Raw genomic sequence first — 20,602 nt, 5'->3', positions numbered from 1 at the left:
AGAGTTGAAAAATAAAATAAAAGCTGAAATTTCAAAGGTTTTAGAGCGTGAATTTGTGCTTGAAAAGCCAAAGGATAAAAATTTAGCCCACTATGCAACGCCACTTTTTAGCCTAGCAAAGGAGCTAAGAAAGTCGCCAGCCGTGATAGCTAGCGAGTTTGCCGATAAATTTAGTGATAGCAAAATAGTTGAAGCTAGTGCAGTAAATGGCTACTTAAATTTCAAGCTAAAAAGCGAGTTTTTAGATGAAATTTCAAAGCAAATTTTGCTAGATAGCGAAAATTTTGCAAAAGAAGATGTGAAAAAAAATAGTTATTTAATAGAATATATCAGTGCAAATCCAACTGGACCACTTCACATCGGACACGTTAGAGGCGCAGTTTATGGCGATACTTTGGCAAGACTTGGTAAAAGACTTGGCTATGCTATCTCGACAGAATACTATATAAACGATGCTGGTAATCAAATCGACCTACTTGGCACTTCGATATCGCTTGCGGCAAAAGAGCAGCTTTTCAACGAAAGCGTCGTCTATCCAGAGAAATACTACAGAGGCGATTATATTTTGGATATTGCTAGGCTTGCAAATGAGAAATTTGGCAAGGAAATTTTTTATGACGAGAGCAGAAACCTTGAGCTTGCCGAGTTTGGCAAGGATATCGTGCTTGAAATCATTAAAAAAGATTTAGCAGATGTTGGGATATTCATAGAGAGCTGGGCTAGTGAGAAGGCTCTTTATGACGGCCTAGAGCCAACTATAAACAAGCTAAAACGCTCAAATCAAATGTATGAAAAAGAGGGCGCTACTTATATCGCTTCGACTACACTTGGCGATGATAACGATAGGGTTGTGGTTAGAAATGACGGCAGGCCAACATATCTAGCTGGCGATATCATCTATCACAACGCGAAATTTGAGAAAAATTTTGATCACTATATAAACATTTGGGGTGCTGACCATCACGGATATATCGCAAGGCTTAAGGCTGCGATAAATTTCCTTGGATACGATGAAAGCAAGCTTGAAGTGATACTTATGCAGATGGTTAGTCTGCTAAAAGATGGCAAGCCATACAAGATGAGCAAGCGCGCTGGTAATGCCGTGCTGATGAGCGATATCGTAAGTGAGATCGGTGCTGAGGCGCTTAGATTTATTTTTATAAGCAAGGCAAATACGAGTAGTTTGGAATTTGATGTAGATGAGCTTAAAAAAGAGGACAGCTCAAATCCTATTTTTTATATAAACTACGCTCACGCTAGGATAAATCAAGTCTTCGCCAAGGCCGGGAAAAACGTTTGTGACGTGATAAATTCGGACTTTGAATGCCTAGATGAAAATGCGAAAAATTTACTTTTTGAGGCGCTAATCTTACCTGAAATTTTAGAGGATGCTTTTATCTCAAGACAGCTTCAAAAGATCCCAGACTATCTGAAGTCCCTAGCTGCTAGTTTTCATAAATTTTATAACGAAAACCGTGTGGTTGGAAATGAAAACGAAGATAGCTTACTAAAAGTCTTTGCAGTTGTCGCTATCTCGATAAAAACAGCATTTAATATAATGGGAATTACAGCTAAAGATAGGATGTAGAATTTGTATTTATTCTGACTAAATGCAACAAAATTAAATTTGAAAAAAGGTTTATTTAAAAATATCTCAAACTCATGATGCTCTTGAGAATTTAAATACCTTTTTTCTTAAATACAATCGCAATGGTTTTTACTATAATCTTTATCTCCAGCCAAAGTGACCAGTGTTTGATGTAGTAAAGATCATACATTAGTTTTTGTTTTGCGTCGTGTGTATTTAAGCCATAAGGGTAGTTTACCTGCGCCCAGCCTGTGATGCCAGGGCGAACGATGTGGCGTTCATTGTAGTAAGGGATCTCTTTTTCATAGTCATGTACTAATATATCCCATTCTGTACGCGGTCCTATGAGGTGCATATCGCCGCGAAATACATTAATACATTGAGGTATTTCATCTATTCTAGTCTTGCGCATAAATTCGCCAAACTTAAATACTCTTATATCATTTTTTTGAGTATATGGGTTGTGTTGTGAGTTTTCATGCATCGTTCTAAATTTATGGCACTTAAATATTTTAGCATCCAGCCCAACTCTACTTTGTAAAAAGTAAAGGCTTCCGGGGGATTGCTCGTCTATCTTTCTTTTTACATAAAATTTTAGGCAAAAAAGCAAGATAAAAAGTACCAAACAGCTAGCATAATCGATCATTCGCTTCAGTACGTAATCAAAGGCACCATAAGGCTTTATCTCATCTAAAAAATTAAGATTTTCGCCATTTTCTGGGATATAACATTTGTGCAGATAAATTTCTAAAAAATTCTCTACATTTAAAAATTTTATCTTTTTATACTTTGTTTTAAACTGCAAAAGCGTGAGAAATCTAACCAATTTACTATCAACTGGCTTTGCGGTATTTAGTACGATTAGCCTTTGATCGCCTGATTTTATGAGATTTTCTAGTGCGCTTCGCAAGGCTTTTGCGTCGCTATTTTCATGGGATAAAAAATTCACCTGGCCAAATTTCTTCCTAAGCTTCTCTAGCTCGAGTTTGGTGAAAGCATATTTTTCGCCAAGGATGATCATAGTCCTATCCCTTTATCTTTATTTTAAATTTGCATTATAAAATTCGTCTAATTATACCCAAACGTGCTAATTACATTTTTAAAAAATAGATTAAGGTTAAAATATGTCTCATAAATTTTTCGCTATGCTTGTTCTGGCAGTGATTTGCGCCGTTTCTTTTGCGCTCTCAAACACGATTTTAGCTAAATTTCATACAAGCCCGCTCATTATCTCTATCATTTTAGGCGCTATTTTTGCAAATCTTTTCACCAAACAAACTCAAATTTTAAAATCTAGTGGCGTCGTGGCGATCGCTGGGAAGCAAATTTTAAGGCTAGGCATCATACTTTTTGGCTTCAATATAAGCCTTAACCAGATCGCAAGTGTTGGCACTCTAGGTGTGATATACGCAGCTTTTATGGTCTTTGCGACCTTTTGCTTTGCGCTTTTTGCCGCTAAGGCTTTGGGGCTTAGCAAGGATAGCGCCGTGCTTATTGGCTCGGGGGCTAGCATATGCGGCGCAGCTGCTGTTATGGCTACACAAAATGAGATAAAAGCAGACGCAAACAAGCTTGCTATCGCCATTTGCACGGTGGTACTTTTTGGGACGATTGGTATGTTTATCTACCCATTTATCGCTAAATTTTTAGCTCTCACGCCGCAGCAAACTGGCTTTTTTATCGGCGGCTCGCTTCACGAAGTAGCCCATGTAGTTGCAGCCTCAGCGGCATTTGACGGCACAGCAAGTAGCACCGCCGTCATCATAAAAATGCTTCGCGTCATCATGCTCGTACCATTTTTGTTTTTGCTAAATTTCTTAAATTTAAGCCAAAATAGCGGCGGCTCAAAACTAAAGAGCATACCATGGTTTGCGCTATTTTTCCTAGTGGCGATATGCGTTAGATCTCTACCATTTTTCCCTGAAAATTTGGTGCAAATTTTAAAGCTAGCCTCTAGCATCTGCCTTTGTGTTGCTATGTGTGCTTTGGGGTTTGGGATAGATAGGAGTATATTTAAAGCGACGGGCAAAAAGCCATTTTTGTTAGCATTTTTTATATTTTTATGGCTTATTTGCTCTTCGCTTGTTTTTGTTAAGACTCTTTGCTAGTTTTTAGCTTTTGTAAAAACTCTTCGATGTTGTATTTTGCCCTGTAAGCTGGGCTTAAAAGATGTATCAAAATGTCGCCAAGGTCCATCACGATCCAATCAGGCGAACTCTCCGTACCTATAAATTTCTCTCCAAGAGGTTTAAGCTCCTCTTTTAGATCCTCGCTCAGTGAGTAAGCGTGTCTCTCACCAAGCGTAGTAGCGATAACTACGGCCTTTACGAAATAATCATCCCCGCTCATATCAAACACTTGTATCTCTTCAGCCTTTTTTGCGTCTAAAACCTTAACTATACTTTCGGTGCGCTCTTGCATCGATCTCTCTTGCATTTTGTATCCTTGGTAAAAATTTATAATCTCATCTTTTATCTCGCTAGGCAGCTCATCAAGCCCCTTTTGATGCCTGATCTGCGACGAGCTAATATCGACGTGCACGTCCATTTTTTGTAAATTTTGCGGAATTTCTATGTGATTGCGCTTAGCGATCACAAACTGCACTAAATTTTTTAGCTCCTCGTAGCCGTGCCACTTATCAAGCGTAGCTAGGTGGTCCGCGCCTATTATGAGATAAAATTTTTCTATCTTGAATTTCTCATACAAATACTTGACCGTCTCTATGGTAGGCACCGGGCGAGCTAAATTTATCTCATAGTCTGAGATCTCGACCTTCTCTAAAGCGCCCCAAATTTCTCTTATCCACTTTAGGCGAAGCTCTGGCGGAGCTGAAAATTCGCTCTTAAAAGGACTTATAAAAGTTGGCATAATGATGAGCTTGTCGATGTCAAGGCTGCTCAGTGTCATTTTCACAATGCTATCGTGTCCTAAATGAACCGGATCAAAGCTCCCGCCAAAAAGTGCTAACTTCATCTATTAAAGTGCCTTGTTTATATTTGTTTTAAAATTCTTTTTTGTAGAATTAGGCGTAATTATATCAAAAGGAGCTAAGATGTCAGTTAAAGTAGCAATAAACGGCTTTGGGCGTATCGGTAGGTGTGCTGCTCGTATTATTTTAGAGCGAGACGACGTCGAGCTTGTCGCTATCAACGACACGGCGACGCGCGACATGACGCGCTATCTGCTCAAATACGACAGCGTGCACGGCGAATTTAAGCAAGACGTTAAGGTGATAAGCGACGATTTTATAGAAGTAAACGGCAAAAAGATAAGAGTTTTTTCAACAAGAGATCTAAACGAGCTTAGCTACGCAGACTACGGCGTAGACGTGGTTTTGGAGTGCACAGGCAAGTTTTTGACCACTGAAAAATGCGAACCGTATCTAGCTCGCGGTATCAAAAAAGTCGTCATGAGTGCTCCGGCAAAAGATGACACGGCGACCTTTGTAGTCGGTGTAAACGACGATAAATACGCAGGCGAAGCGATCGTCTCAAACGCAAGCTGCACCACAAACGGCCTAGCTCCAGTGGCAAAGGTGCTAAATGATAAATTTGGCATCGTAAAAGGGCTCATGACTACGATACACGCTTACACGAACGGCCAAAGCTTGGTTGATGTGAAGGCCAAAGACTTCCGTCGTTCGCGCGCTGCAGCCCTAAATATCGGGCCTACGACCACTGGAGCCGCAAAAGCTATCGCTAAAGTGCTTCCGGAGCTAAGCGGCAAGTTGCACGGTCAGGCAGTGCGCGTACCGGTCGCTAACGTCTCGATGGTTGATCTAACGGCGGTTTTAAAAAGACCGGCTAGCAAAGAGGAGATAAACGAGGCGTTTAGAGCGGCTGCGGAGTCAAATTTAAAGGGAATTTTATTTGTCGATGACGATTATAGAGTTAGCAGCGACTTTTGCACGAGCGCATACAGCAGCATCGTAGCCAGCGACACTACGCAGGTCATCGCCGATGATATGGTAAAGGTCTTTGCGTGGTACGACAACGAGTGGGGCTACTCGACAAGGCTCGTCGATCTAGCTAAGATCGTGGCTACGAAGTAAATTTAAAGGGTGAAAAATGAGTGAAATTTTATCGATCAACGATCTTGAGCTTAGCGGCGCGAAGGTATTTGTCAGGTGCGATTTTAACGTGCCTATGGACGAGTTTTTAAACATCACCGATGACCGCCGTATCCGCTCAGCGATCCCTACTATCCGCTACTGCCTAGATAACGGCTGCAGCGTGGTTTTGGCTAGCCACCTAGGGCGTCCGAAAAACGGCTTTGAGGAAAAATTTTCGCTGCGAGGCGTCGCAAAGAGGCTTTCGAGGCTACTTGATAGAGACGTGATTTTTGCCGAGGACGTCATCGGCGCGGACGCCAAAGCTAAAGCCGCCGCGCTAAAACCTGGCGAAATTTTGCTTCTTGAAAATTTACGCTTCGAAAAGGGCGAGACCAAAAACGACGAGGCGTTAGCCGCTGAGCTAGCTAAATACGGCGAATTTTACATCAATGACGCGTTTGGCGTCTGCCACAGAGCTCACAGCTCGGTCGAGGCGATCACTAAATTTTACGACGAGAAGCACAAAGCGGCGGGATTTTTACTGCAAAAAGAGATAAATTTCGCTCAAAATCTCATCAAACACCCTGCGCGTCCGTTTGTGGCGGTCGTGGGCGGTAGTAAGGTTAGCGGCAAGCTGCAAGCCCTGCACAACCTGCTTCCGCGTGTGGATAAGCTGATAATCGGCGGCGGTATGGCGTTTACGTTTCTAAAATCTCTGGGCGAAAATATCGGAAATTCGTTGCTCGAAGAAGACCTCATCGAAGACGCAAGACAAATTTTACAAAAAGGCAAAGAGCTTGGCGTTAAAATTTACCTGCCGGTTGACGTCGTCGCGGCTCAGACGTTTTCAGCCGAAAGCGCCGTGAAGTTTGTCCCCGCACAAGAGATACCTAGCGGCTGGATGGGGCTTGATATCGGACCGGCGTCGATTAGGCTCTTTAAAGAGGTCATAGCCGACGCGCAAACCATCTGGTGGAACGGGCCGATGGGCGTTTTTGAGATGGATAAATTTAGCAAAGGCAGCATCAAAATGAGCCATGCCATCATAGACACTCACGCGACTACGGTCGTTGGCGGCGGCGATACAGCCGACGTCGTCGAGCGCGCGGGAGATGCTGACGAGATGACCTTTATCTCCACGGGCGGAGGTGCTAGCCTGGAGCTCATCGAGGGCAAGGAACTACCCGGCATAAAACCGCTTAGAAAGGTTGCGGAGTGAGGTTTTTAGCAAATTTAAAGTGCAATCACACCAGAGCGAGCTTTGCTAAATACGCTGAAATTTTAGACGCAAATTTATGCGCAAACGACGACGTGACGGTTTTTCCTCCGTTTAGCGCGCTTGATCTCGCGACTCATAAATTTAAACTCGGTGTGCAAAATTTCTACCCATGCGAAAGCGGCGCTCACACGGGAGAGATCGGTAGGGCGATGCTGGACGAGTTTGGCGTAAAAAGCGTGCTGATCGGGCACTCCGAAAGGCGCGAGTTAGGCGAGAGCGAGGAGCTTTTGCGCGCTAAATTCGACTTCGCCGTAAAGGCGGGCTGGCAGATCGTCTACTGCATCGGCGAAAATTTGAGCGTGAACGAAGCTGGCGGCACGAAGGAGTTTTTGGCGGAACAGCTAAAAAATATCGACCTTGGCTACGAGCGGCTACTGATCGCCTACGAGCCCGTGTGGGCGATAGGTACGGGCAAGAGCGCTAGTGCGGAGCAAATCGAGAATGTTTTAAATTTCATCCGCGAGCAGACGAGCGCGCCGCTACTTTACGGCGGAAGCGTAAATGTCGCAAATATCGGCGGGATAGCGGGTATTAAAAACTGCGATGGAGTGTTGGTAGGAACAGCCAGCTGGGATGCGTCGAAGTTTTTGGATCTTATACGCGTTGTCTCGTGAGCGTCTTTTAATGAGTTTGAAATTTTAAGTCTGCGACAGGCTATGTGCCTAGTCTTGACTTAAAATTTCTATGCAACATTAAAATCCATCTCACGATACTGTTGCTATCAAATTTGGCGTTTCGCGAGATTTTGCGAATTTTAATTTATAGATTTTTAAGTCAAATTGCGAAGGATTTTTCGCTTAGTCAAGGCAAAATTTAAAAAATAAGCGGAGCGAACATATGGTTCGTGAGTATTATTTTTTAAATTTTAACGCAGAATAAGTAGAAAAAGCCAGGCAAAAGTAGAAAGGAAAAATAATGATATTAAAGGGTAAAAAAGGTCTAATTGTCGGCGTTGCTAACGCTAAATCAATAGCTTACGGCATCGCCGAAGCTTGTCACGCGCAAGGTGCGCAAATGGCGTTTACATATCTAAATGACGCTCTTAAAAAGCGCGTAGAGCCGATCGCGGAGGAGTTTGGGAGCAAATTCGTCTATGAGCTTGACGTAAACAACCCAGCTCACCTTGACGGTCTCGCGGATCGCATCAAAAAAGATCTTGGCGAGATAGATTTTGTCGTGCACGCAGTGGCCTATGCGCCCAAAGAAGCATTAGAAGGCGAGTTTGTAAACACAACAAAAGAGGCATTCGACATAGCGATGGGCACTAGTGTTTACTCGCTATTAAGCCTTACGCGTGCGGTTTTGCCAGTGCTAAAAGAGGGCGGCTCGGTGCTAACTCTTACGTATCTAGGCGGACCGAAATTCGTGCCACACTACAACGTTATGGGCGTCGCAAAAGCAGCGCTTGAAAGCTCGGTTCGCTACCTAGCGCACGACCTTGGCGCTAAAAATATCCGCGTAAATGCGATCAGTGCAGGTCCTATCAAAACGCTTGCTGCAAGCGGAATAGGCGACTTTAGGATGATCTTGCGCTACAACGAAGTAAACAGCCCACTAAAACGCAACGTCACGACTGAAGATGTCGGCAACAGCGCTATGTACCTGCTTAGCGACCTAGCTAGCGGCGTGACAGGTGAAGTTCACTACGTAGACTGCGGCTACAACATCATGGGCATGGGCGACGTGGCTACCGACGCCGAGGGCAACACTATCCTAGCTTGGGACGCAAAATAATCTACTAATACAAATTTGGCGGGGTGACTCGCCAAATTCTTCTTTAAAATTTCACTAAATTTACCACAAGGGCATACAAAATGAGCTTTAGATGAGCTTATAGACTCAATAGGCCAGGCTGGGCACTGATAAAAGGGTGGCTAAAAGAGGATAAAAACGATTATGAAATTTTGCCTCGCGATGAGGGTAGGGCGCAAAGCGAGCTTTTAGTGCTTCAGGTCACCACTCGCTCGCCGATGGGAGCGCTTGTTTATGGGTGTGGTGGCATCGTGATGGATGAAGGTTGGCTGTGTTTGCTTGGCTCAGGATGCGAGCAGATGAAGTGCAAAATTTACAGCTTTAACCTTGCAAAAACTTTAGCGAGGCAGGGTAGATGCCTAGCAATTTGTTCGTGGCAAACGATGTTTTGTATAAAATTGTTCGTGATAAACGGCGGTGCCTTTGGTGGCAAAGCTGGCAATGTCTTTTACTGCGTGCCAGATAAGCAGCAAATGGGAAGATACTTAGCTTAGCTACTCGCGGTTTTTACTTGGCGCTTTGCGGCGATATATCTAAATTTTTGTGAGTTTTACAGCTGGTATGGCTAGTGTGAGGATGTGAAAAAAATTAGCCTTGATAGGACGATATTTGCGCTATTGCCAATACTTTGGCAAGGCGTCGACATAAAGCTAAGACTAAAAGATATGAAAAAAGATAGTATTTGCATGAATGAATATTTCAATTTTGCCTTCAAGGGCGTCTAGTAAATTTATATGATACTTCCAGCAGATCCAAGAGTTTTGCTCTATCTTATTTAAAAATTATAAAATTTTTTCATAATCTACTTAAGAGTGTTTATAAAAATAATTCTGAATGCTAAAAAAGTAAAATTTATTTTATGTTTCTTAAGCCTTTCTTGATAAAAATTATCTATAAAATTTAAGAATTTTTATACTTTTAATAATTTTCTATTAAAAATTAACCTTATTTACTACCTTGATAAAATCATATAATTTCGTCCTTTATTTCGATATTTAATTAATTTATTAGATAATTAAAATTTAAAAATAGTTTATATTTTTATCTAAAAACTCAAAAATTTATCCAAAATTTATACTTAAAATTATAATATTCAATCTCAAAATTACGCTATAAAATTAAAATAGTAACTTTAATAACCAAATTAGGAGGAAATATGAGATTTAAAAGCTTATTTAAACTCTCTCTTGCAGCTAGCGTGGTAGTTTGTGCAAACGCAGCAGGCGAGAGCGTGCTAAGCGGTGTTGAGGTGAAGTAGCAGTGGTGGATACGGCGTTGATGACATCAAAATTTCAACTAGAAACGCTGGTCTGGCAAAAGACGTGATAAGAGACATTCCTGGCGTTTATGTGGGTGGCACAAACGGCATGAACCAAAAAAATTATATGCGTGGTGTGAGCGATTGCGGCCTAAATATCACGATAGATGGCGCAAAACAAAATGGAAACACCTTTCACCACAACGCCGACTTGTTGATCGATCCTGATCTCATAAAGGCAATAGACATCGAGGTTGGCTCAAGATCAGTCGTAAATGGCTCTGGAGCGCTTGGCGGTTCGGTCGCTTTTAAAACAGTCGATGCAAGGGATTTGCTAGAAAGCGGTGAAAAGATCGGCGCAAAGATAAAGACCGGATACGCCTCAAATAACAGCGAATTTTCTCAAGGTCTTATGCTCTTTACTGCCCCAGTTGAAGGGCTCGATTTTATAGCAGCTATTAATCACAAAGGCTACGACTACGGCAAAAGTGGCAACAAAAGAAAGATAGGCGGCGACGGCAACGACCTTAGCTATCTTCTAAAGCTTGGTTATAGCTTCCTTGATGCGCATAGAATTTCTATCTCAAGAGAGCATAATGAATTTAAGGGTCTTTATCCTTTAAGAGCAGAATTTGGCAGCTGGCATACAAATGACGACTACCGAAAATACGAGCGTGATACAACAACACTAAAATACGAGTATAAGCCAAGCGATCTTTTAAATTTAGACATAACAGCTTACAACACAAGGCACCAAAGGATTGATAGCTCAAAATGGGGAGTAGAGACAAATGGCATAAATGCAAAGGCTAAAAGTGTAGTCGAGAGCGGCGCTTTGACGCAGACTTTTAGATATGGCGCTGAGTTTTATCAAAGTAAAAATTTCAACAAACCAGACAATCACTACCCAGAAAGGGTAAATAACTACTCTATCTACGCAGAAGATGCACTAAATTTTAGCTCGCTAACTGTTACTCCAGGCATCAGATATACGCACCATGAGCTAAAAAGCTATGACGGAAGAGCAGGAAATGTAAAGAGCTACACCTATAAATTTAACGAATTTACGCCAGCGCTTGCGCTTGATTATGAGATCATTAAAGGATTACACGCATTTGCAGGCTACGCAAGAGTCTTTAGAGGGCCTGATGTCATGGAGTCGATGATGGCAGGCGGAGTTAGCAGGGGTAGGGCACTAAACTGGAAGGCAAATAAAGATCTAAAAGCGACCACAGGTAACAGCTACGAAACTGGCCTTAAATACCACGGCGATATAAACGAAGCTAGCTCGTATAACCTCTCTGCAAAATACTTCATGACAAAATATAAAAATTTAATAGTTGATAACAACACAGCAAATGGAGCTTTAAAGAGGATAAGCGCTGGTGGTGCTGACATAAGCGGCGTCGAGCTACTTGCAAAGCTAAATTTAGACGCACTTAGCCTAGCTACTAGCTACACTCATCAAAATGTAAAATATAAAGATAGAGTCACAAAATCAAATGGTAGCTATTATACCTCAAACGTCATTGGCTACCGCGATCAGGGCGATAAATATACATTTAATGCAGAGTATGCATTTTCAAGGATCGATACATTAATAGGCTATAATCTAATCTACTTTGCCTCAAAAAATACCGTCTCAGCCGGCGATGATAAAAATGTCAAGATACCAAGCTATGCAGTTAGCGATATCTATGCTACCTATGCACCAAGCAGTGGTAAATTTAAAGGGCTAGAGATAAATGCTGGAATTTATAACCTCTTTAATAAAACTTATGCTTCACAGTCCCAAAGAACGGCTGATTATACAGGCGATCCAAACTATGTAGACTGGGAGCCAGGTAGAAATTTCAAGGTAAACTTCTCTTATAAATTTTAGCTTTATGGCAAGGTGAGAGCCTTGCCAAATTTCTATTTTATATAAAAATTCTAGCTTTTTTCACCATACTGTTTGTTTTAAAATTAATATAGTATCATTTTGGCGACTAAACTTTTTGGGAGAAAAAATGAGGCAGAAGCACTTTAAAGTGGTAATTGTCGGAGCAGGCATTAGTGGGACGGCGCTCTTTTATGAGTTGGCTGCATTTAGCGACATAAAAAAAGTCGCACTTTTAGAAAAATATGACGGCGTAGCTACTCTAAATTCAAACGGCAAAGGCAACTCACAAACCATTCATTGTGGCGATATTGAGACAAACTACACACTAGAAAAGGCGAAAAAAGTCTCTCGTGTGGCAAATATGCCAGTAAAATATGCTCTAAAATACAATCTTGATGGCAAATATATGTTCGCTCATCAAAAAATGGCACTAGCTATCGGAGATGCCGAAGTAGAGCGCATGAAAGAGAGATATGAGAGTTTTAAGGAGCTTTTTTCTTACCTTGAAATTTATGACAAAGAGAAGTTAAAACAGATCGAGCCAAACGTCGTTTTTGACGCAAATGGTAATGAGAGGCCAGAAAACATCATCGCCATAGGCACGCAAAATGGGCAGTTTACGACGATGGACTTTGGTGGCTTGGCAAACTCACTCGTACAAAATGCTATAAATTTAGGCGGAGATGGCTATGAGATCAGCCTAAACTCAGAAGTAACTGATATAAAAAAGGCTGGCGATACATTTCACATAAAGATAAATGATGGTGAGGTGATCACTGCAAACTACGTCGTAGTAGATGCTGGCGGACACTCGCTATTTTTGGCTCACAAAATGGGTTATGGGCTTCATCTTAGCACACTGCCCGTTGCTGGAAGCTTTTACTTTGCAAAAAAACGCCTGCTAAATGGCAAAGTTTATATGGTGCAAAACGATAAGCTACCATTTGCCGCGCTTCACGGCGATCCAGATATCCTAGCTAATGGCAACACTCGCTTTGGACCAACGGCTCTAGTCATACCAAAACTAGAGAGATACCACGGCTGTTCAAGCTTTTTTGACTTTTGTAAATGCCTAAAATTTGATAAAAATGTCTTTGAAGTCTTTACAAATCTCTTAAAAGATAGCGACATCAGATCTTATATTTTGAGAAATTTCTTATTTGAAGTGCCATTTATCAATAAAAAAGAATTTGTAAAAGATGCTAGAAAGATCGTACCAAGCCTAAGTGAAAATGACCTAAGCTATGCTATAAATTTTGGCGGCGTAAGACCGCAAGTTATCGACCGTAATAAAAAGTGCCTTGAGCTTGGCGAGGGCAAGATAAGCACAGGCGAGGGCATAAGTTTTAATATGACTCCAAGTCCTGGGGCTACGAGTTGTTTTGAAATAGCAAGAACTGATATGATCGAAGCCTGTAAATTTTTAGGTAAAAATTTTAACGAAGAGAAATTTAACGCTGAGTTTTTTGAATAAAAATGGGAGTGTTTGATATTTTTAAAAAAGGTGCGGATATGCCAAAAACAGCGCAACAAAGAAAAGATGAGAGCATAAAAATTTTAAAAAAAGAGGGTGTGGCTGTGCTTGAGAGTCTGCCACTAAGGTATGACAATAGTGAAGTTACGCCAAGAAGCGTTGATGAGATCATTACTCGTGCGGTTTGCTCATTTACGGCCATTATGTGTGCTTGCACTATCCGCGACAATGGCCACCTAGGTGAAGATGAGATAGCTTGGGCTAAAGACTTTTTGGGCGATTTTTATGGCGATCTAAGTGTAAAAGAAAAAGAGGTCGTAGAGGGCAGAGCTGATATAAATTTGGCCGTAAATATGGGCTGGAAGTATGAGTCGCTTTGGATCTTGCTTTGGGCGCTTGGCATAGCTGAAGATATCGGTAAGATGGATAAAATTTGCGACTGCGAGTTTGTGATGAACGTCTTTAAAGAGGGCGGGCTAAAAAAGCGCTCAAAACCGCGCAGTTTGGATGAAATTTTAAGCAAGCTTGACCTAGTTTATCGTTATCACTGGGCGTGTGTGGACGCAAGGATAAATGGCAAAAAGCTTGCTGGACTTGACGAAGAGGTCGTTATGGAAAGACGTGCAGGGCTTGAGTGGTTATGCTGCAAAGGTTGGGAAAATGACGACTTAAGAGCTGAATTTAACGCTTGGGACTACCCTGATCTAAATACGTAAATTTACATTTTTGCACTAAAATAAGCCAAAAATGAAAGGAAAAATATGAAAATTTTAGTAACTGGAACAGCTGGATTTATAGGATTTCACCTTGCAAATGCCCTTGTAAAAAGAGGCGATGAGGTCGTCGGATATGACGTGATAAATGACTATTACGACGTAAATTTAAAGCTTGAACGCCTAAAAACGGCTGGCTTTGATACGAGCGAGATAGACTATGGCAAGCTTATCACCTCAAAAACACATCCGAATTTAAAATTTATAAAAGCAGATCTCGCTGATGAAAAGACGATGAAAGAGCTTTTTGCTAAAGAAAAATTTGACGTAGTGGTAAATTTAGCCGCACAAGCTGGCGTTCGCTACTCGCTCATAAACCCAAAAGCTTATATAGACAGCAACATCACGGGCTTTGTGAATATCCTCGAGTGCTGCCGCCACAATGAGATCAAAAATTTAGTCTATGCAAGCTCTAGCTCGGTTTATGGACTAAATGAAAATATGCCATTTTCTACGCACGAGGCGGTAAATCACCCTATAAGCCTCTACGCAGCGACCAAAAAGAGCAACGAGATGATGGCGCACACTTATAGCCATCTATTTAACGTGCCAACGACTGGACTTCGCTTTTTTACGGTGTATGGACCATGGGGACGTCCTGATATGGCGCTATTTTTATTTGTTGATGCGGCACTTAAAGATAAAACCATCGACGTCTTTAACTACGGCAAGATGAAGCGCGACTTTACCTACGTAGACGACATCGTAAAGGGCATAATTAAATGCATTGACAACCCAGCGAAGCCAAATCCAGCTTGGGACGCAAAGCACCCAGACCCTGCCACTTCAAAAGCGCCGTTTAAGGTCTATAACATCGGTAATAACAGCCCAGTTGAGCTCATGGACTACATCAAGGCGGTTGAGATAAAGATCGGCCGCGAGATCAAGAAAAATTTCCTCCCACTTCAAGCAGGCGACGTGCCAGCAACATTTGCTGATGTGAACGATTTGGTGGCTGATTTTGACTACAAGCCAAATACAAAAGTAAACGACGGCGTGGCTAAATTTGTCGAGTGGTATTGCGAGTTTTACGGAGTTAAAATTTAAGGAAAGCAGATGAGGCGATGTGAATGGGCAAAAGGCGAGCTTGATATAGCTTACCACGATAACGAGTGGGGCAAAGTCGTAAAAGATGATAGAAAATTTTTTGAAATGATAGTTCTGGAGGGTTTTCAGGCGGGACTTTCGTGGCATGGAGTGCTTCAAAAAAGAGAGGCCATGAGAGAGGCGTTTGATGGCTTTGATCCAGAGAAGATCAAGCTTTACGACGAGGCTGAGATAGCGAAATTTATGCAAAATGAGAGGTTGATCCGCAACAGATTAAAACTAAAATCGCTTTCTGCAAACGCCCTTGCATTTTTATCCGTAACGCAAGAATTTGGTAGCTTTTATGACTATCTTTGGGGATATTTGTTAAGAAAATTTGACCCAAAATTTGACGGCAAACAGATCATAAATCACTATCAAGATATCAAACAAGTGCCAGCCACTACGCCGATGTCTAACTTTGTGGCAAAGGAGCTAAAAAAGCGAGGGTTTAAATTTTTAGGCTCTGTTAGCACCTATGCCTTTTTGCAAAGCGTGGGCGTTTTAGACGATCATCTGGAATATTGTTTTTGTAAGGGCAAGGCTTGATCAGAATAATTTTTGCGGTTTTACTCCTTTTAAATTTTGCATTTTCTCTTGACTTGCTGCGCCTTAACGAGTATAAAGAGCAAAACGTCTCAGGCTGGCTAGCTAGTGAAAAGCTTGATGGCGTGCGTGCCTACTGGGACGGAGAGAATTTACTCTCAAGGCAGGGTAAAAAACTGAATGCACCGCTAAGTTTTACTAAAAATTTCCCAAAATTTGCACTCGATGGCGAGCTTTATGCTAAAGAGCTTAAGTTTGAAGAAATTCAAGCAACAGTGATGGATAAGTTGCCCGATGAAAAAGCTTGGAGAAGGCTAAAATTTCATATTTTTGACGTACCTGAGGCAAGTGGTGGTTTGCTTACCAGACTTGAAGTTTTGGCTAAATTTCTAAAAAATGAGCCAAATCAAAATTTGATCATCATAAAACAGATAAAAATGCGAGATAACGCCCAGTTTTTAAAATTTACAGAGGACATTATTGTAAAGGGCGGAGAGGGAGCAGTCGTGCGTGAGCCAAATGCACCATACGAGCGAAAAAGAAGTAAAAATGCACTGAAATTTAAAAAATTTAAAGATGCCGAGTGTGAAGTAATCACTATAAATAAAGGTAGCGGCAAATACGCAAAATTTGCTGGCTCGCTTACCTGTAAAGCGCTTGGTGGCAAGCAGGGTGAAGAAAAATCTGGCGAGCCAAAATCTGGCACTGTCTTTAAAATAGGCTCAGGACTAAGCGATGAAAAGCGCCGAAATCCCCCAAAGATAGGCTCCATCATCACATATAAATTTCAAAATTTAACTGCTAATGGCAAGCCAAGATTTCCAATATTTTTAAGGGTTAGAGAGGATTAAATTTTATTCAAAAGTCTTGCTTTACTTTTGCTTTACTCTATTTTTGATAAAATTAACCACTTTTTATGAAAGGCTTAAACTTGAAGATTTTAATAACAGGTGGTGCTGGATACATCGGCAGCCACGTAGTAAAAGCACTTTTAAAGCAAGGCAAAGATGAGATAACCATCATCGACAATCTTTGCAAGGGTTCACAAAAAGCACTTGAAGCACTCCAAAAAATAGGAAATTTTAAATTTATAAACGCAAATTTAGAAGATGATCTAAGTGAAATTTTTGCAAATGGTAAATTTGATGCGATCATCCATTTTGCAGCATTTATCGAGGTCTTTGAGAGTATGAGTGAGCCGTTAAAATACTATCTAAACAACACCGCAAACGTTGCAAGGGTGCTAAGATACGCAAAGACTTACAATGTAAATAAATTTATATTTAGCTCAACTGCTGCAGTTTACGGCGAGCCAGACGTGGCAGAAGTTAGTGAAACAACGCCTACTATCCCTATAAATCCATACGGCAGAAGCAAGCTTATGAGCGAGCAGATCATCAAAGACTACGCCGCTTCAAATAAAAATTTTAAATTTGCGATACTTCGCTACTTCAACGTCGCAGGCGCAGACGAAGAGGGGCTTATCGGCCAAAACTATCCAAACGCCACGCACCTTATTAAGGTAGCTGTGCAAACTATACTTGGCAAGCGTGAGAGCATGGGTATCTTTGGCGATGACTACGCAACAAAAGATGGCACATGTGTGAGGGACTACATCCACGTTAGCGACCTAGCAGACGCTCATATCAGCGCGCTGGAATACATCGGTCAAAACGGTAGCGAAACTTTTAACGTGGGATATGGCAGAGGATTTAGTGTAAAAGAGGTCATCGAGACCGCAAAAAAGGTAAGTGAGGTAAATTTTAAGGTACAAAACGCACCAAGAAGGGATGGCGACCCAGCTATCCTTATCTCAAACGCAAGCAAACTGCGCTCGCTAACAAGCTGGAAGCCAAAAAGAGATGACCTAGCGCTCATCATAAAAACTGCCCTTGAGTGGGAAAAGAAAATTTAAGGATAAACATGAGGGTAGCAGTAATTGGAACCGGATATGTTGGACTAGTAAGTGGTGCATGCTTTGCTAAGATGGGCAACAGCGTGATCTGCGTCGATGTCGATAGCAAAAAGATCGAAGCGCTAAAAAACGGCATCGTGCCTATATATGAGCCTGGGCTTGCTGATATCGTGAGTGAGTGCTACAAAAATGGCTCGCTTAAATTTAGCACGCAGATAACCGAGGCGCTAGAGCATGCAGATGTGCTATTTATCGCAGTTGGCACGCCTATGGGTGCTGATGGGCAGGCGGATTTAAAATACGTTCTCTCAGTTGCCAAGTCTATCGGAGAAAATTTAAGCAAACCACTAATCGTAGTCGATAAATCAACCGTTCCAGTAGGCACTGGAGCTAAGGTGCATGAGGTGATCGAGAGTGAACTTAAAAAGAGAAATGTAGAGGTTAAATTTGAAGTCGTCTCAAACCCAGAGTTTTTAAAAGAGGGTGCGGCAGTCGAGGACTTTTTAAAGCCAGACCGCGTTGTTATCGGTGCTAGCAGCGAGTGGGGCTTTAGCGTGATGAGAGAGCTTTATGAGCCATTTATGAAAAACCACGACAGGCTCATTTGTATGGACGTAAAGTCGGCTGAAATGACAAAATATGCTGCAAATTCGATGCTAGCAACCAAAATAAGCTTTATAAATGAGATAGCAAATATCTGTGAACGCGTGGGTGCTGATGTAAATTTAGTGAGAAAAGGCATCGGCAGTGACTCAAGGATCGGATATAGCTTCATCTATCCAGGTTGCGGATACGGCGGCAGTTGCTTTCCAAAAGACGTTGAGGCACTCATCTACACAGCTAGACAAAATGGATTTGAGCCAGAGCTTTTAAACGCGGTTGAGTCAAGAAATAAGGCTCAAAAAAGAGTGCTATTTGAGAAAATTTGTAATTTCTTTGACGGCGATCTAAATGGCAAGACGATCGCGCTTTGGGGGCTTGCATTTAAGCCAAACACTGATGATATGAGAGAGGCCAGCTCACTAACTTTGATAAAGCTTTTAGACGATGCTGGCGCAAAAGTGGTGGCGTACGATCCAAAATCAAGCGAAGAAGCTAAAAAATATATGCCAAATTTAGATATAAAATATGCTAAAAATAAGTACGATGCTCTTGATAACGCCGATGCTATGGTGCTTGTAACTGAGTGGAGCGAGTTTAGATCACCTGATTTTATGGAGATCAAAGAGAGGCTAAAAAACGCCGTCATATTTGACGGACGAAATCAATACAATGCTAAAATTTTAACCGAACACGGATTTAAATATTTCCAAATCGGAGTAAAGGCATGAGAAAAATTTTACTTTTTATCGTAGCTTGCGTGCTTCCATTTGCGCTTTTAGCAGGTGAAAACACGCTAAAAACCGAGGAAAATATTTTTGAGCTACCTATCTCAAAGATGCCGCCTGATTATTTTAAATACGAAGTCGCATTTTTTAAAGAGATAGAAATCGACTGCAACTTCGCCTTTTTGCTCGGCGGAAAGCTTGAACAAAAAGAGGACGCGCGCGGAATTTATTACGAATTTAGCGGCGGGGATGAGCTAGCGCAAACGATGATGCTATGCAAGGACAGAAAGAAAAAGAGGCGGGTTTATTACGAATTTACTAAAATTTTACCAGGCATTAGCCCTATTAGAATCATAACTCCAAAAGGTGTAAGTGCGGAAATAAGAATGTACGAACGCGTAAAAAAGATAGAAGCAAAAAAGAAAGGAAAAAGTAAATGAAAATAGCAGTAGTAGGACTTGGATATGTGGGACTTCCACTTGCAGCAGCTTTTAGCGAAAAGTACGAAGTAGTAGGCTTTGATGTAAATGCAAAACGTATAGAAGAGCTTAAAAGTGGCTATGATAGAACGCTTGAGCTTAGCAGTGAGCAGATGAAAAAAGCGATCGATAATGGTATGAAATTTAGCTTAAATTTGGACGATATAAAGGATTGCAATTTCTTCATCGTGACTGTTCCAACTCCGATAGACAAAAACAAGCGCCCTGATCTAACCCCAGTGGTAAAAGCGACCCAGAGCGTGGCAAAAGTGCTTAAAAAAGGCGACATCGTTGTCTATGAGAGCACCGTTTATCCAGGCGTTACAGAAGAAATTTGCGTGCCACTTCTTGAAGAGAGCGGACTTAAATTTAACAAAGACTTCTTCTGCGGCTACTCTCCAGAGCGCATAAACCCAGGTGACAAAGAGCATACTGTTACAAAGATCAAAAAGATCACAAGTGGCTCAACTCCAGAGATCGCTGACAAGGTCGATGAAATTTACCGCTCTATCATCACAGCTGGCACTCACAAAGCTTCAAGCATCAAAGTAGCAGAGGCTGCAAAGGTCATCGAGAATACTCAGCGCGACATCAACATCGCCTTTATAAACGAGCTTGCGATGCTGTTTGAAAAGCTTCACATCAACACTATCGACGTGCTTGAGGCGGCTGGTACTAAGTGGAATTTCTTAAATTTCCGCCCAGGTCTAGTCGGCGGTCACTGCATCGGCGTAGATCCATACTACCTAACTCACAAAGCTCAAGAAGTAGGCTACAACCCTGAAATGATCCTAGCAGGTCGCCGCATCAACGACGATATGGGCAGATACGCAGCCGATCAAGTGATAAAACTAATGATAAGAAAAGGCGTGCTTATCAACAAAGCGCGCGTGCTTGTTCTTGGCATGACATTTAAAGAAAACTGCCCTGATATAAGAAATTCTCGCGTTATAGACGTAGTTGATGAGCTAAAAGACTTTGGTTGCAAGGTCGATGTGACTGATCCTTGGGCTGATAGCGCTGAGGTAAAACACGAGTACGGCTTTGATCTGGTAAAAGAGTATAATCTAGATGACTATGACTGCATTGTGATAGCCGTAGCTCACAATGAGTTTAAAAAGTTAAATTTAAAAGGCCATTTAGTTTACGATATAAAAAATATCTACCCAGAGGCTGACGCTAGGCTGTAAG

At 41.7% G+C, this 20,602-nt stretch carries 20 protein-coding genes; 18 read left to right on the top strand and 2 right to left on the bottom strand.

The window, feature by feature from the left end; all coding sequences use genetic code 11:
* Positions 1-4 precede the first annotated feature (4 nt).
* A complete protein-coding gene (gene argS, locus CCON33237_RS07545; RefSeq protein ID WP_054197074.1) occupies positions 5-1,588 on the top strand; it encodes an arginine--tRNA ligase in 1,584 nt (527 codons plus the stop codon).
* 91 nt (positions 1,589-1,679) lie between these two features.
* On the opposite strand, the gene CCON33237_RS07540 is transcribed toward argS, so the two are convergent.
* A complete protein-coding gene (locus tag CCON33237_RS07540) occupies positions 1,680-2,609 on the bottom strand; it encodes a sugar transferase (protein ID WP_054197073.1) in 930 nt (309 codons plus the stop codon).
* 103 nt (positions 2,610-2,712) lie between these two features.
* On the opposite strand from CCON33237_RS07540, the gene CCON33237_RS07535 reads away from it, so the two are divergent.
* Positions 2,713-3,696 carry a YeiH family protein gene (locus CCON33237_RS07535; RefSeq protein ID WP_054197072.1) on the top strand — a complete coding sequence of 328 codons (984 nt, stop codon included), beginning with the start codon at positions 2,713-2,715 and terminating at the stop codon, positions 3,694-3,696.
* Here the strand turns inward: CCON33237_RS07535 and nadD are convergent.
* Positions 3,680-4,561, bottom strand: a complete 882-nt coding sequence (nadD, locus tag CCON33237_RS07530) for a nicotinate (nicotinamide) nucleotide adenylyltransferase (RefSeq protein ID WP_054197071.1) — start codon at positions 4,559-4,561, stop codon at positions 3,680-3,682. The two genes, CCON33237_RS07535 and nadD, sit on opposite strands and share 17 nt — an antisense overlap.
* A gap of 79 nt (positions 4,562-4,640) precedes the next feature.
* Between nadD and gap the strand changes: the two genes are divergently transcribed.
* The 16 genes from gap (at position 4,641) to CCON33237_RS07455 (ending at position 20,601) form a co-directional block, all read left to right on the top strand.
* Positions 4,641-5,639 carry a type I glyceraldehyde-3-phosphate dehydrogenase gene (gene gap, locus CCON33237_RS07525; RefSeq protein ID WP_054197070.1) on the top strand — a complete coding sequence of 333 codons (999 nt, stop codon included), beginning with the start codon at positions 4,641-4,643 and terminating at the stop codon, positions 5,637-5,639.
* A 16-nt stretch (positions 5,640-5,655) separates the two neighbouring features.
* Entirely contained in the window at positions 5,656-6,858 is a 1,203-nt protein-coding gene (locus tag CCON33237_RS07520) for a phosphoglycerate kinase (protein WP_054197069.1), read from the top strand.
* On the top strand, positions 6,855-7,532 hold the full coding sequence (locus tag CCON33237_RS07515; RefSeq protein ID WP_054197068.1) for a triose-phosphate isomerase: 678 nt from the start codon (positions 6,855-6,857) through the stop codon (positions 7,530-7,532). The genes CCON33237_RS07520 and CCON33237_RS07515 overlap by 4 nt, the downstream gene beginning before the upstream one ends.
* A gap of 301 nt (positions 7,533-7,833) precedes the next feature.
* Positions 7,834-8,652: an enoyl-ACP reductase FabI gene (fabI, locus tag CCON33237_RS07510; RefSeq protein ID WP_054197067.1), complete on the top strand. Its 819-nt coding sequence runs from the start codon at positions 7,834-7,836 to the stop codon at positions 8,650-8,652.
* A 125-nt stretch (positions 8,653-8,777) separates the two neighbouring features.
* On the top strand, positions 8,778-9,164 hold the full coding sequence (locus CCON33237_RS09480; RefSeq protein WP_081004450.1) for a DUF2625 family protein: 387 nt from the start codon (positions 8,778-8,780) through the stop codon (positions 9,162-9,164).
* 84 nt (positions 9,165-9,248) lie between these two features.
* Positions 9,249-9,395: a hypothetical protein gene (locus CCON33237_RS09560; protein WP_155463283.1), complete on the top strand. Its 147-nt coding sequence runs from the start codon at positions 9,249-9,251 to the stop codon at positions 9,393-9,395.
* A gap of 597 nt (positions 9,396-9,992) precedes the next feature.
* The gene (locus CCON33237_RS07500) at positions 9,993-11,810 is read left to right on the top strand and encodes a TonB-dependent receptor domain-containing protein (protein ID WP_234402286.1); all 1,818 of its coding nucleotides are present in this window, start codon (positions 9,993-9,995) and stop codon (positions 11,808-11,810) included.
* Positions 11,811-11,937: 127 nt separating this feature from the next.
* Positions 11,938-13,284 carry an FAD-dependent oxidoreductase gene (locus CCON33237_RS07495; protein WP_054197065.1) on the top strand — a complete coding sequence of 449 codons (1,347 nt, stop codon included), beginning with the start codon at positions 11,938-11,940 and terminating at the stop codon, positions 13,282-13,284.
* A gap of 38 nt (positions 13,285-13,322) precedes the next feature.
* On the top strand, positions 13,323-14,000 hold the full coding sequence (locus CCON33237_RS07490; RefSeq protein WP_054197064.1) for a DUF4272 domain-containing protein: 678 nt from the start codon (positions 13,323-13,325) through the stop codon (positions 13,998-14,000).
* Between the two features lie 45 nt (positions 14,001-14,045).
* Positions 14,046-15,104: an NAD-dependent epimerase gene (locus CCON33237_RS07485; RefSeq protein WP_054197063.1), complete on the top strand. Its 1,059-nt coding sequence runs from the start codon at positions 14,046-14,048 to the stop codon at positions 15,102-15,104.
* Positions 15,105-15,113: 9 nt separating this feature from the next.
* Positions 15,114-15,692, top strand: a complete 579-nt coding sequence (locus CCON33237_RS07480; protein ID WP_054197062.1) for a DNA-3-methyladenine glycosylase I — start codon at positions 15,114-15,116, stop codon at positions 15,690-15,692.
* Positions 15,692-16,540: a DNA ligase gene (locus CCON33237_RS07475; RefSeq protein WP_081004468.1), complete on the top strand. Its 849-nt coding sequence runs from the start codon at positions 15,692-15,694 to the stop codon at positions 16,538-16,540. The genes CCON33237_RS07480 and CCON33237_RS07475 overlap by 1 nt, the downstream gene beginning before the upstream one ends.
* Before the next feature lie 80 nt (positions 16,541-16,620).
* The gene (gene galE, locus CCON33237_RS07470; RefSeq protein WP_054197060.1) at positions 16,621-17,604 is read left to right on the top strand and encodes a UDP-glucose 4-epimerase GalE; all 984 of its coding nucleotides are present in this window, start codon (positions 16,621-16,623) and stop codon (positions 17,602-17,604) included.
* Between the two features lie 8 nt (positions 17,605-17,612).
* Positions 17,613-18,935, top strand: coding sequence for a UDP-glucose dehydrogenase family protein (locus tag CCON33237_RS07465; protein ID WP_054197059.1), 1,323 nt, complete (start codon positions 17,613-17,615; stop codon positions 18,933-18,935).
* Positions 18,932-19,372, top strand: a complete 441-nt coding sequence (locus CCON33237_RS07460; protein WP_054197058.1) for an ecotin family protein — start codon at positions 18,932-18,934, stop codon at positions 19,370-19,372. Before CCON33237_RS07465 ends, CCON33237_RS07460 begins: the two co-directional genes overlap by 4 nt.
* Complete coding sequence (locus CCON33237_RS07455) at positions 19,369-20,601, top strand: nucleotide sugar dehydrogenase (protein ID WP_054197057.1); 1,233 nt, start codon at positions 19,369-19,371, stop codon at positions 20,599-20,601. The genes CCON33237_RS07460 and CCON33237_RS07455 overlap by 4 nt, the downstream gene beginning before the upstream one ends.
* Position 20,602: the final 1 nt, after the last annotated feature.

It is taken from the genome of Campylobacter concisus (assembly GCF_001298465.1).
GTDB classification, from domain to species: Bacteria; Campylobacterota; Campylobacteria; order Campylobacterales; family Campylobacteraceae; genus Campylobacter_A; species Campylobacter_A concisus.
The sequence above is the reverse complement of the archived record's forward strand: the minus strand, read 5'-3'. Positions and strand labels throughout refer to the sequence as shown.